At 45.1% G+C, this 12,580-nt stretch carries 10 protein-coding genes; 6 read left to right on the plus strand and 4 right to left on the minus strand.

The features are described from left to right. Positions 1-3: 3 nt before the first annotated feature. The gene (locus K7G97_RS04135) at positions 4-471 is read right to left on the minus strand and encodes an aminoacyl-tRNA deacylase (RefSeq protein ID WP_223041430.1); all 468 of its coding nucleotides are present in this window, start codon (positions 469-471) and stop codon (positions 4-6) included. Next, complete coding sequence (locus K7G97_RS04140; protein ID WP_035398439.1) at positions 431-1,813, minus strand: MATE family efflux transporter; 1,383 nt, start codon at positions 1,811-1,813, stop codon at positions 431-433. Before K7G97_RS04140 ends, K7G97_RS04135 begins: the two co-directional genes overlap by 41 nt. Positions 1,814-2,006: 193 nt before the next feature. Between K7G97_RS04140 and K7G97_RS04145 the strand changes: the two genes are divergently transcribed. Continuing rightward, positions 2,007-2,780, plus strand: a complete 774-nt coding sequence (locus K7G97_RS04145) for an enoyl-CoA hydratase/isomerase family protein (RefSeq protein WP_064300354.1) — start codon at positions 2,007-2,009, stop codon at positions 2,778-2,780. 57 nt (positions 2,781-2,837) lie between these two features. On the opposite strand, the gene K7G97_RS04150 is transcribed toward K7G97_RS04145, so the two are convergent. Both K7G97_RS04150 and K7G97_RS04155 read right to left on the minus strand, forming a co-directional pair. After that, complete coding sequence (locus K7G97_RS04150; RefSeq protein ID WP_223041431.1) at positions 2,838-3,989, minus strand: cation:proton antiporter; 1,152 nt, start codon at positions 3,987-3,989, stop codon at positions 2,838-2,840. A 140-nt stretch (positions 3,990-4,129) separates the two neighbouring features. Next, entirely contained in the window at positions 4,130-5,917 is a 1,788-nt protein-coding gene (locus K7G97_RS04155; protein ID WP_223041432.1) for a glycoside hydrolase family 13 protein, read from the minus strand. Positions 5,918-6,372: 455 nt separating this feature from the next. On the opposite strand from K7G97_RS04155, the gene K7G97_RS04160 reads away from it, so the two are divergent. The 5 genes from K7G97_RS04160 to K7G97_RS04180 all read left to right on the plus strand — a co-directional run bounded on the left by K7G97_RS04160 (position 6,373) and on the right by K7G97_RS04180 (position 12,558). Beyond that, the gene (locus K7G97_RS04160; protein WP_174316741.1) at positions 6,373-7,629 is read left to right on the plus strand and encodes an extracellular solute-binding protein; all 1,257 of its coding nucleotides are present in this window, start codon (positions 6,373-6,375) and stop codon (positions 7,627-7,629) included. A 126-nt stretch (positions 7,630-7,755) separates the two neighbouring features. Next, a complete protein-coding gene (locus K7G97_RS04165) occupies positions 7,756-9,111 on the plus strand; it encodes a carbohydrate ABC transporter permease (RefSeq protein ID WP_195865600.1) in 1,356 nt (451 codons plus the stop codon). A 1-nt stretch (position 9,112) separates the two neighbouring features. Then, on the plus strand, positions 9,113-9,946 hold the full coding sequence (locus tag K7G97_RS04170) for a sugar ABC transporter permease (RefSeq protein ID WP_023467409.1): 834 nt from the start codon (positions 9,113-9,115) through the stop codon (positions 9,944-9,946). Positions 9,947-9,968: 22 nt separating this feature from the next. Continuing rightward, entirely contained in the window at positions 9,969-11,492 is a 1,524-nt protein-coding gene (locus tag K7G97_RS04175; RefSeq protein WP_195865601.1) for an alpha-amylase family glycosyl hydrolase, read from the plus strand. 34 nt (positions 11,493-11,526) lie between these two features. Beyond that, positions 11,527-12,558 (plus strand): LacI family DNA-binding transcriptional regulator, encoded by a 1,032-nt coding sequence (locus K7G97_RS04180; protein ID WP_035398727.1) that lies wholly within the window; start codon positions 11,527-11,529, stop codon positions 12,556-12,558. The last annotated feature ends 22 nt before the right edge of the window (positions 12,559-12,580 follow it).

Genomic DNA, 12,580 nt, shown 5'->3' on the forward strand with positions numbered 1-12,580 from the left:
AATTCAGCCGTTCGTAAAGAGAATCCCCTGAGTGAAAGATAAAAAATCATGAGGATTCAATCGAACTTGATGTCCACGTTTTCCAGCGGATATGATGATGAATGGTTCATGAATAGCACGATCCGATAAAAGAACCGGAAAATTCTTCTTAGCACCGATGGCAGAGACACCACCTCGAATATAGCCAGTCAGGCCTTCTAACTCCCTCATCGGAACAAGCGCGACTTTTTTCGAATGCAATGCTTTAGCCGCTGCCTTTAGAGAGAGTTCTTCTTCCCCCGAAATGACGACGAAGACATATTTATTTTCGACCATTTTCAAAACAAGGGTTTTAAAAATGGTCGAAAGGGGGTAATTAATCTTTCTAGCGACGGCTTCAGCAGATAAATCATCAAGATCAACAGGATAAGTGAGGGATTCGAAGTCAATCTTAGACTGCTTCAGAAGCCTCTCGACGTTCGTTTTGCTCATGTGTTTCTCCTTTGACGAGTGAGTATTGGACCCATTTCCGTCCATGCCAACGTTTCATGGCGAAAATGCCACGGAACCATTCGTCAGCAGAGAAGGCAATCCAGATTCCAAGTAAACCGAGACCGAAACCAAGACCAAGTGTATAACTGAGGACGACCGCGATTCCCCACATTGATAGAATACCGATGGCGACAGGGAAACGAACATCTCCTGCCGATTTAAGAGTTCCCATAAGCACGATGTTCATCGCGCGACCTGGTTCAAGAATGACGCTTGCCCAGAGTAGTGGGATACCGATTGCAATGATTTCAGGGCTCGATGTGAACGCTGATAGAATCGATGAACCGAATGAAGCAAGTGCTACAGCTGAGATGAAGCTTGCGAAAACAGCGATCTTCAATGTTTTCACAGCCCGTCCATATGCTTGTTCAAATTGTTGAGCACCAACTTGGCGTGCGACGAGTAATTGCGTTCCTTGCGCGATCGCAAGTGTAAATAGGAAACAAAGCATCGTGATGTTTGATACATAAACACGAGCAGACAACGCTGCTTCACCAATTGTTGCGATGAATCCTGTGATGATGAGTTGTGAGAATTGATACGAGATCCCTTCACCAGCAGATGGGATTCCGATGTTCATGATTCGTTTCACATCCTCACGATTGAAATGAATCAAGTCTTTTACTGTAAAACGTAAAGAAAGTTTGCGGTAAACGACAAAGAACAAGACAAGGACAGCGATTGTCCGGGCGATGACGATCGACCAAGCGACACCAGCAACACCGAGAACGGGAATGCCGAAGAGTCCAAGAACAGCGATGACGTTACCAAAAGCACTAACGAAATTCATGAGTAGCGTGACATACATAGCATTTTTAGTGAATCCATGACTCCGGAGAATCGCACCCAGTGTCAATGAGATAGCTTCTAAGAAAAGGAATAGACCAACGATCTTAATGAACGTTTCGCCATAGACGAGCGTCTCTCCTTCTAACGAGAAAAATCCAAGGAGTTGTCTTCCGAACAACACGACGGTCAGAGAAACGATGAGACCGGTATACAAGTTAATCGCAAAAGCAGAACGAGCCGTTTGACGAGCGTTTTGCGTCTTTCTTGCACCGAGGTACTGACCAATGATGATCGTTGCACCGACCGAGGTGATGTTAAAGAGAATAATGAAGATATTCAAAATTTGATTGGATACACCGACTGCCGCAGCAGCGCTATCCGAGTAATAACTTAAAATCAACGTTGCAATGATCCCGAGGCTCATATGCAATGCGATCTCGATGAATAATGGCCACGTAATGTGGAATAAGCTTGGTTGCTTGACTGTTTTCATAAATAAATCCCCTTTGTTTCATAAAACGAATAGTGTTTCTTTATCTTTTTGAAACTATACGCCTTCGATTTTCATAATGAAAGAGGGTTTTTTGTCTTTCATCGAAAAAAAAGAGATTTAAAAGGATTTTCATAAAATATCACGAATACATCATAATGAACAATCATTCATTTTTAAAAGGTAGGGGAATCCGATGAAACGAGAAATGCATTATGTCGTCAAGGATCAAATCGCAACGCTAACGCTGGCTCGACCCAAACAACTGAATGCATTAACGTCGAATTTATTAGAAGAGTTGGCAGACGCTCTAGAAGAAGCGAATCAGGATGAGGAAGTTCGTGTCATCGTCTTGACTGGTGAAGGACGTGGTTTTTGTGCAGGACAAGATTTGAAAACCGTCTCGCCTGAGCTCGATCATGGTGAATATCTACAGCAGTATTACCATCCTGTCGTGCGGGCACTCGCTAAATCGAAGAAACCGACGATCGCTGCCATCAATGGTGTAGCGGCAGGTGCGGGGTTATCACTAACGCTCGCCTGCGATTTCCGGCTCGTCCACGCTGAAGCGAAATTGTCGCTCGGATTCATCAATATCGGTCTTGTCCCGGATGCAGGAGCGCCGTATTTCTTACCTCGGCTAATCGGTGCGGCAAAAGCAACGGAGCTTGCGTTACTCGGTGACACGATTTCAGCAGACGAAGCCGTTTCGCTCAATCTTGCGACACGAAGTATCGAATCAGAGAAATTTGTAGAAGAGGTCACAGCGTTTGCTCGTCAGCTGGCAGATCGTCCGACAAAAGTGATCGGGTACATCAAGCAGCTGCAAGCAGCGAGTTATGAAAATAACTTGGAGGAAATGCTTGCTCAAGAAATCATCTATCAGTCACGTGCTGGAAAAACGGAAGACCATCGTCATGCTGTTGAATCCTTCATCGAAAAAAAACGTCCCGTTTTTGTCGGACGATGAATCGAAGAACATATATAGAAGAAAGACGTCGGAAACGCACGATGCGCCGACGTCTTTTTAATTTAATTTCTTTTTGATTTTTCGTGCGGTCGCATGTGTGCGATTCGTCAATCCTGTAGAGATACGGAATAGTAAAATTCCAAGAAAAGCAGAAACAAAAATGTATATCCCGGTCAACGTCACGAATGCGCCACTAGCGAGCGTGATGAAGAGAATCGAAAATTCACCACGTGGACCAAGACAGAATCCTGATTCGATCGCATGATAATTTGATAGACCGAACGATTTTCCGCCGAGGTAACCGACTAAGAATTTAGAGGCGACTCCCCAAATGACAAGAGCGAAGAAAAATAGATCAATCGGTAATCCGTCAGTCAACTCGAATGACATTCCGAACGTGATAAAGAACAATGGTAATAATAAGTCTTGGAACGGCGTGACTAGTCGTCTAAGATAACGCGTCTCATCCAGTTCGGTTAACAGAATACCGATGATAAAGGCGCCAAGTACTTCTGACAAGCCGAATAAAATACCGACACCGGAAAATAACAAGATTAACCCGATGATTCCGATGCCGGCATCAGGATGACGGTAGAGTGAATCGACGAGACGTTTCCGTCTTCTGATGAACAACGTCATGATGATTAAAGCAATGAAGAAGAAGCCAAATCCGAGAAAGATGATACTAATTTTTGCTACCGAGAACGTCTCAGTTCCTAAAACGAATGGTGCCGTCGTCAGTAGGATCGGTGCCATCAAATCTTCGAAGACGAGTAGGGACAGCACGAAGCGATTCACATCCTGATGTTTATCCGGTTCCCGATCGAGCAGTCGAGCTGAAATCGAAGAACTCGTCGCGTACAAGACACAGCCGATCAAAAACGATTCGGCGATGGAAAAACCGAACGATAAAGTCAACAGGATTGTTCCACCAAACGAAAGTAGAATATCGATGACTCCTGCTTTCCAAATGGAACGGAGCTGAATCAGCAAGTCCGCCACTGAAAATTTTAGACCGAGTAAAAAGAACAGGACGATGATGCCCGCTTCTCCCCCGAGTTTCAGCTCTTCGGGAGGGTCGTAATAGAATCCAAGGACGATTCCGATCAAGATGAAGGCTAGAATACTCGGGACATGGAATCGTTCACTCAAGTAACTGATCGTAAACAAGCCGATGAGGATGAGACCGGCGTAAAAGAAAATTTCCATGGAGGATGTCCTCCTTTCTGTACCCTATACCCTAATTCGATGGCATTCATTAACTTGTTTCTATCCTGGAGAACGGATACAGAAAAAACCTGTACACAAAACTTCTTTTTTAGAAGGTGAGTGTACAGGCTTTTAGATAATTATAAGACTTGAACGATCGTTCCAGAATACGCAGGGAGAGAGACATCAAGTGTCTGCTGGTGCGTGTTCGTCAATAAATCAAGCCCCCGACCAGCTTGTGGAGCGGTCAACGAAACGGGAGCATCTGAATTGTTGAAGTAGATATAATATAATCCTTCCGGGCTCATGCGACGCATGATGATCGTATTCGTCTCATCATTCGCATGAACGAAAGAGATATGTCCTTTGTTCGCAAGCGTCTTATGCTGCTTTCGAAGCTGTAACAAGTGTCGCGTATAGGCGAATAACTCCTGATCCTGCTCTTCAGGATCCCACGGCATACATTTTCGGCAGCCTGGATCTTGATCGCCATCGAGACCGATCTCATCACCATAATAGATGACGGGACTACCTGAGAACGTCAACATCGATAACAAGAGAAGACGAAGCTTCTGTTTGTTATTCCCAGCACGCGTCAACGCACGCGGTGTATCGTGTGATCCGATCAAATTAAAGGTCACTTCATTGACATTCATCGTGTTTGAGAACAACACATGCGACATATCGTTCGCATACGAGCTTGCTTTAGTCTTATCTAAGGCAAAGAAGTTCAAAGCGGCATTCGTAAATGGATAGTTCATGACGGCATCAAACTGGTCACCGAGCAACCATTCCTGTGAGTCATGCCAAATTTCACCAAGGATATACGTGTCAGGGTTGACTTCCTTGACGACTTGACGGAAATCACGCCAAAATGCGTGATCGACCTCGTTGGCGACGTCGAGTCGCCAGCCATCGATTCCGAATTCTTCGACCCAGTAGCGGGCGACATGGAGTAAGTATGACTTTACTTCATCGTTCTCGGTGTTGAATTTCGGCATTTCAGGTACGAAAGCAAACGTATCGTAGTTCGGCAATGGTTCTGTCACGAGCGGGAAATCACGCAGATGGAACCATTCTTTATAGGTTGAATGACTACCATGTTCACGGATGTCAGCGAATGCTTTATGGTGGAAGCCGGCATGATTGAAAACGGCATCTAACATGATGCGAATCCCGTGTGCGTGTAACAGATCGACCATTTCCTTGAATTTCTCTTTCGTACCGAATTGTGGATCAATTTCTAAGTAATCGATTGTGTCATATTTATGATTCGATTTCGCCAAGAAGATCGGGCAGAAGTAAATACCAGTGATACCAAGTTCAACGAGATAATCGATGTGGTCGATGACTCCTTGGAAATCTCCACCGAAAAGATTCGTCGTCGTCGGTGCTGTACTATTCCATGGAAGTGTACCAGCTGGATCATTCGTCGCATCGCCATTTGCAAAGCGATCTGGGAAGATTTGATACCAAACTGTATCCTGGACCCAATCCGGTGCAGTGAATACGTCGACTGCATTAAGGAAAGGAACACAGAAATAGTAGCCTGTATCATCGAGCGGTTTTTCATCGAACCATCCACGCTCTGTAAAGACTTGGCTTGTTGCACCGTCATGGAGACGGAAACCATATCGTAGGCGACGGAAGGGAGGAACAACATCGATGAACCAATAATCATATAGTTCATCTGATCCACTTCGCTTCATCGGCGTTTCGAATGTATTCCAGTAGTTGGATTTTGAGGGATCGAAGTTCCAATCGGCAGCATCTGGGTTTTCAGTATGCCAATCATACGGATCGCCCCAAATCAAATCGACGCGATCAACGTCATTTTTTTTTGTTTGTAAACGGATGTGGATTGTTCGCTCATCGTATTTATAGACGAACGGAGACATCGCACGGTGAAACACAGCTTCTTTGAACATGGCAGTCACTCCTTAACGCAATCGCTTGCATCATATTGATTATGTCTTCGACCTAAGAATAGTAAAGCGCTTTCTTAAAGTCAATTCCAATCCCGTGAAATCAAGGATTCCTGATAAAAGTCGAGAGTATGATGCAATCGTTTGCATCATGTTGTGCAAACAATAAAAATGAAAACGTTTTCTTTTTACGCACTTATTCTCTATAGCATTTGATTCAAATAATGAAATCAAAAATAAAAAGTTTTTGAAATGTAAGAAAATAATTGAATAAAAGGACTTGTCAAAAGGATTTTAGATTGTATAATAAAAATGTAAAGGTGATGCAAACGTTTTCATAAAACGCTTACAACCACTCGGTTGTTATCATGAGAAAATGGTTGTGCCTTTATGCAAACGTTGTGCATTAAAACTTATCATTCATAAGTTAACTTGGGGAGGAAATTTCAATCATGGAAATGAAAAAATTCGTAGCAGGTCTCTCTGTATCTGTCATGGCAATCGGTGCACTTGCAGCATGTGGCGGTGGATCGGATTCTGAATCATCATCTTCAGATTCAGGCAGTAAAAAACCAAGCAAGATCGTCATCTGGGAAGACACTGAAAAAGCTGAAACGACTAAAGCGGCAGCTAAAGCGTTCGAAGAAAAAGAAGGCGTCAAAGTTGAAGTTAAAGAAGTTAAGATGACAGATCAGCAGAAGAAAGTAGCACTTGACGGACCAGCAGGTAAAGGGCCGGATATCATGCTTCTTCCACACGACCAAATCGGTACAGTCGTTGACCAAGGCTTGATCGCAGAACTCAAAGATGGCGAAAAAGCACTTGAGCCATTCATCGATACAGCGAAATCAGCAGTAACGTTTGACGGTAAAGTCTACGGATATCCGAAAGCAGTTGAAACACCAATCCTCCTTTTCAATAAAGATGAATTAAAAGAAGCACCAGCTTCAATGGATGATCTGTACAAGATCTCAACAGAGCAAAAGAAAGACGGTAAATACGGATTCCTCGCGCTTTGGGATAACTTCTACTTCGCACACGGTCCAATCGGTGGCTACGGTGGGTATGTCTTCAAAGACAACGGTGGCAAATTGGATCCAGCAGATATTGGCTTGAACAACAAAGGTGCTGTCGAAGGTATGGATTACATCGGCAAGTGGTACAAAGAAGGTCTCTTCCCGAAAGGTCTTATCGGTGGTGGCGGTGGTCAAGCACTTGACCAACTCTTCGGCGATAAAAAAGCTGTTGCTGTCATGAACGGTCCATGGGCAGTTGCGAGCTATAAAGAAAAAGGCATCAACCTCGGAGCTTCAGCACTTCCGAAACTTCCAAACGGTGAGCCGATTAAAACATTCGTTGGTGTAAAAACATACGCGATTTCAGCATACTCGGAAAATGCAGAGTGGGCTGAGAAGTTCTTGGCATCACTCACTGGTGAAGAGAACGCGAAAGCTATGTTCGAAAAATACAATGAGATCCCACCAGTCACTGCGCTTCAAGAAGATGCAGCAATCAAGGATAACGAAGTCGCAGCAGCAGTCTTTGCACAATCACAAAACGGTGTGCCAATGCCGAACATCGCTGAGATGGGTCAAGTTTGGGAACCAATGGCAGCAGCACTCCAGCTTGTTGCAACAAACAAACAAGACGCACAAAAATCAGCTGATGATGCTGTCAAACAAATTAAGCAACAAATCGAAGCTAACAATCAATAAGCGTAAATGGAACGCGTGAATCCATGAAAAAGAGATAAAGAGAGGGGGATCTTGGATTCCCCCTCATCTTTATGGTTGGAAGAGAAGCCTGAGGTCAGACATGACCTTTGGAAAGGAGAACGGACGATGGCTGCGATTGCAACACCACACCCGACGAATCCAACGCCTGAAAAAAAGACGAACCACCGCACGATTGCGGCGCTGATGTCGATCATTCCAGGAGTAGGACAACTATACAATAAACAATTCCTTAAAGGCGCGACATTTTTTGTCGTCGTACTATCATATTTTCTCGTCAACTTTGAACTGTTCTTCAAAGGAGCCGGAAATGGTCCTGGCGATCGCGGAGCGATCTGGGGCTTGATTACACTCGGTGAGGTACCAGGCGTAAGGGGGGATCACTCGATCTTTCTAATGGTCGAGGGCATCATTGCCTTGATTTTACTTGTCTTTGGTATCGCCATTTACGTCTGGAACTTTATCGATGCGTATCGAATCGGTAAGTTGCGCGACATGAACCTCGAAGTACCTTCCTTGAAGATGCAACTACGGAATTTCCGTGATAATGGATTCCCGTATGCGATGTTGATTCCTTCATTAGTACTTTTAGTGTTCACAGTCGTCTTACCGTTGATTTTTACTTTCTTGATTGCTTTTACAAACTATAAGTTCAACAACTCTCCTCCAGCGAAATTGGTCGACTGGATCGGGATTCAAAACTTCTTGAATATCTTCACGGTTGATATTTTCCGCGACACATTCGTCAGCGTTCTTGGTTGGACGCTTGTCTGGACCGTCGCTTCGACGACAGGTGTCATCGCGATTGGTATCGGACTGGCAGTCTTACTGAACCAAAAGGGACTCAAAGGAAAACGGTTCTTCCGTTCCATCTTGATCCTGTCATGGGCAGTACCAGCGTTCATCACGATTTTGATCTTCCGCTCGATGTTCAATGAGACATTCGGTGTCTTCAATACGACGTTACTACCAGCGATTGGTCTCGATAATGGTCTCGACTGGATGACGGATCCGACGTATACGAAGCTTGCATTGATCGGGATTCAGTGGTGGTTAGGTTTCCCATACATCATGACGCTGACGACGGGGATCTTGCAGTCGATACCAGAGGATCTCTATGAAGCAGCAACAATTGATGGAGCGACAGCAGGAGAGAAATTCCGCTTAATCACGTTGCCGATGATTCTTTTCGCAACAGCACCGATCTTGATCACGCAGTATACGTTCAACTTCAATAACTTCAATATCATCTATCTCTTCAACAACGGTGGACCGGCAGTACCGGGTCAATCGGCTGGTGGAACGGATATCTTGATTTCGTGGATTTACAAATTGTCGCTTGGTGCGAACCCGCAGTATGGATTTGCAGCAGCGATCACGCTTGTGTTGTCGTTCTTCATCATGACGATTGCCGTCATTCAGTTCAAGCGTTCAAAATCATTCAAAGATGAGGATATGATCTAATATGAGAAAACAAAACCGAATCAACATGGCGTTGTCATATCTCATTTTGACGGTCGCCTCCATCATTATCGTCTATCCACTCCTTTGGGTCGTTGGGACTTCACTTAACCCAGGGAAAAGTATTACATCGGATATCTTCCCAAGTAATCCGACTTTGATTCACTACTTCGATTTGTTTGATCCGTCAAAAACGGATTATGGCATGTGGTATTTAAACACAATCAAGATTGCCGTCATCACGATGGTCGTCTCCGTCGCGCTAATCACGTTAACAGGATACATTTTTTCACGCTATCGCTTCGTCGGTCGGAAAAATTCACTCATCTTGTTCCTCGTGTTGCAGATGGTACCGCAATTCGTTGCCATTATTGCGATTTATGTCTTGCTTAATATGTTAGAATTGTTTGATACGCATCTGGCGCTCATCCTACTCTACTCGGGTGGCGCGATTCCAATGAATACGTATCTTGCAAAAGGATATTTCGATACGATTCCAAAAGAACTCGATGAGGCGGCACGGATGGATGGTGCCGGTCACTTACGAATCTTCTGGCAAATCATCTTACCGCTCGCAAAACCGATGGTTGCCGTCATCGCGTTGTTCAACTTCATGGCACCATTCAACGACTTCATTTTAGCATCGCTCGTCCTGCGTTCTCCTGAGAAACAGACACTTGCGGTCGGGTTGTACAACATGGTGTCGGAGCAGTTTGACAATAACTTCACGTTATTTGCGGCAGGTGCCGTATTATCAGCAGTTCCAATCGTTCTTCTCTTCTTCGCATTCCAGCGCTTCTTCGTGTCTGGATTGACAGCAGGTGGAACAAAAGGATAATCATAAGGGGGAAATCAGCGGCATGAGACGAGGCATAATGCTTCTCCTCTTGCCGCTTCTCTTGTCTATCGGGCTTCAACCGATGACGGGTGAAGCAGCAGGTTGGGAAAAAGAACGAATGTATTTCATCATGGTGGATCGGTTCGAGAATGGCGATCCGAGTAATGATCGAGAGGCGGATCCTGAAAATCCAAAAGCGTTTCAAGGTGGCGATTTAGCAGGCGTGACGAAACGTCTCGATTACATCAAGGAAAAAGGATTCACTTCGATTTGGTTAACGCCGATCTTTAAGAACCGTCCGAATGGTTATCATGGATACTGGACGGATGATTATTACGAGATTGATCCGCACTTCGGAACAAAGGAAGAGTTTAAACGTCTCGTCAAGGAAGCACATGAACGGGATATCAAGGTCGTCCTTGACCTTGTCGTCAATCATTTAGGACCAAATCATCCAATGGTGAAAGAAAAACCGGAGTGGTTCCATAAAAATCAACCAATCATGAACTGGAATAACCCGTCGGAAGTCGAGAATAACTGGCTGTTCGATTTACCGGACTTCAATACGGAAAATCCGGAAGTCGTCGATTATTTAGTTGATGTCGCGAACTACTGGGTCGATGAAACGGGTATAGACGGATATCGGCTCGATACGGTTCGCCATGTGCCAGCGTCATTTTGGGAAACGTTTATCCCAGCAGTCAAAGAAAAGCATCCAGACTTATTCTTGTTGGCTGAAGTATTCGATGGAGATCCACGAAAAATCGCGTCCTATTCAAAATTAGGTTTTGATTCCGTGACGAACTTCCCGTTTTATTATGGAGTCAAGGATCAGTTTGCCCGCAAAAATGGTTCAGCGGAAGAGCTCGATTCAGTTTATAATCGAGATACTACGTTTAATCCGAATGCCAAGGGACTTGCAACCTTCATTGATAATCATGATGTCAAGCGCTTCATCACGGAAGCAAAGATTGGTGGAGCAGATGAAGAGGAGCGGCAACTTCGATTAGCGCTGTTCGCACTCTATGCTGCACCAGGGATGCCGATCGTCTACCAAGGAACAGAGGTGGCGATGCCAGGTGGTGAGGATCCTGGAAACCGGATGATGATGACATTTGATCAAAATAAGAAGATGCAACAGTACGTAAAAACGTTGAACGAGATGCGTCAGGACTACCCAGCGTTTGCAACAGGGAAGCAACGCTTGATCGCAAAAACCGATCATATGGCAGTCTACTCACGGGAGACGAAACAACAACAAGTCGTTTACGCCATCAATCTTGGAGAAAAAAAGACGAGCTTACGCGTGTCTGCGAAAGAAATCGGTGATGACCAGCGTTTAAGAGGACTTTTATTCTCAGACTTGGTGCGTCAAGATGGTGACGCCTATGAGATCACGCTTGATGCAAATAGTGCGAACAGCTATGTCATCGAAAAGTCACAAGTCAACTGGTGGTCGATCATCGCAATTGGTGCGATTGCTCCGATTTTAGCGCTCATACTTCTTCTCGTTCACCGTAAACGCATGCAACGTCAAACAAAATAAAATACTTAACTAGGGGAAATGTGAGGTGAAGGGGATGCAGGTAACAATCAAGGATGTAGCACGGGAAGCGAATGTCGCACCCTCGACGGTATCACGCGTCATTGCGAATAGTTCGCGCATCAGTCAAAAGACGAAGGAACGGGTGCGGCAGGCGATGGATGAGCTCGGATATTATCCGAACGTTCATGCACGCAGTCTAGCGAATCGAACGACACAAGCGATTGGTCTCGTCATGCCAAGTGCTGCAACAAAAACGCTACAAAACCCGTTCTTTTCGGAGGTCATTCGAGGAATCAGTACAAAAGCGCATCAAAATGGATATTCGTTATATATGACGACAGGTGTCTCGGAAGAAGAAGTATATGAAGGTGTCGTGTCGATGGTTCAGGGCCGTCGTGTCGATGGTGTCGTCGTACTGTATTCCCGTACGGATGACAAAGTTGTTCAATTTCTGCAAGATTCGAAGTTTCCGTTCGTCGTCGTCGGAAAACCATTCAGTGATTCATCACATGTCACGTATGTCGATACGGATAATTATCTAGCCGGTCGCGAAGTGACGAAGTACTTGCATCAACTTGGGCATGAGTGTATCGCATTCGTCGGAGGTGCACAGGACCTAGCTGTGACGCAAGAACGTGTCGGGGGTTACAAGACGGCTCTCATGGAAGAGGGGATTCCGATTCAGGAATCCTACATCGTCAGTGCACCATTCATGACGACAGGAGGCGCTGAGGCAGTCAAACGACTGATGTCGCTTGAACATCCGCCGACGGCCGTCGTCGTCAGTGACGATATGATGGCACTTGGTGTCATGAGTACACTGAATGAGATGGGGATCGGTGTGCCGGATCAAATGGCCGTCGTCAGTTTCAATAACTTGTTCATCGCAGAATTCTCAAGCCCGCCGTTGACTTCTGTTGAAATCAATATCTTTGGACTTGGTTTTGAAGCGACGAATTGTTTGATTGAACAAATCAATGAAGATGCGACCCCTTATGGGAAGCGCGTCATCGTCCCGCATTATCTCGTCGTCCGTCAGTCTTGTGGCGGAAAATCTGAAGCATGAAACGACAGTCTATTTTTGAGCC

Source organism: Exiguobacterium acetylicum, from assembly GCF_019890935.1.
Lineage (GTDB): Bacteria > Bacillota > Bacilli > Exiguobacteriales > Exiguobacteriaceae > Exiguobacterium_A > Exiguobacterium_A abrahamii.

Coding starts and splice junctions, on each gene's coding strand:
- K7G97_RS04170 (WP_023467409.1), top strand. CDS start 9,113: ATGAGAAAACAAAACCGAATCAACATGGCGTTGTCATATCTCATTTTG.
- K7G97_RS04180 (WP_035398727.1), top strand. CDS start 11,527: ATGCAGGTAACAATCAAGGATGTAGCACGGGAAGCGAATGTCGCACCC.
- K7G97_RS04155 (WP_223041432.1), bottom strand. CDS start 5,917: ATGTTCAAAGAAGCTGTGTTTCACCGTGCGATGTCTCCGTTCGTCTAT.
- K7G97_RS04140 (WP_035398439.1), bottom strand. CDS start 1,813: ATGAAAACAGTCAAGCAACCAAGCTTATTCCACATTACGTGGCCATTA.
- K7G97_RS04165 (WP_195865600.1), top strand. CDS start 7,756: ATGGCTGCGATTGCAACACCACACCCGACGAATCCAACGCCTGAAAAA.
- K7G97_RS04145 (WP_064300354.1), top strand. CDS start 2,007: ATGAAACGAGAAATGCATTATGTCGTCAAGGATCAAATCGCAACGCTA.
- K7G97_RS04175 (WP_195865601.1), top strand. CDS start 9,969: ATGAGACGAGGCATAATGCTTCTCCTCTTGCCGCTTCTCTTGTCTATC.
- K7G97_RS04160 (WP_174316741.1), top strand. CDS start 6,373: ATGAAAAAATTCGTAGCAGGTCTCTCTGTATCTGTCATGGCAATCGGT.
- K7G97_RS04135 (WP_223041430.1), bottom strand. CDS start 471: ATGAGCAAAACGAACGTCGAGAGGCTTCTGAAGCAGTCTAAGATTGAC.
- K7G97_RS04150 (WP_223041431.1), bottom strand. CDS start 3,989: ATGGAAATTTTCTTTTACGCCGGTCTCATCCTCATCGGCTTGTTTACG.